At 55.6% G+C, this 293-nt stretch carries 1 protein-coding gene; it reads right to left on the bottom strand.

Annotated elements, in window-relative coordinates; all coding sequences use genetic code 11:
• On the bottom strand, positions 1-293 hold a 293-nt coding region (locus tag ACXAG1_RS16995; protein ID WP_475120340.1), incomplete at both ends, for a hypothetical protein.

Here is a 293-nt window from a genome sequence, read left to right on the forward strand (position 1 = left end):
ATCAACATCACTAAACAGCATCTCCAAAACACTGAGGGTGTTCGTTCCGGTAACAAGGAAGGCATCGCTGCCGGTACTGCCGGTGACATTGTCACTGGCAACGTTTTTGATTCCGGTTGCGGTAATCCCGTGGGCAGTGACTTCGTTCGAGGTTCCAGTAAGGGATACGGTGCCGGCATTGAGGGTGTCGGTACCGCCGTTGCCGGCGATACCATTCAGGCCACTAAAGGTCGCGGTGTAGTCCGTTACGGTGACATTGTCTGCACCACTCACCGTGAAGGTGTCGCTGCCGG

The organism is Microbulbifer sp. ABE4_465, assembly GCF_056160765.1.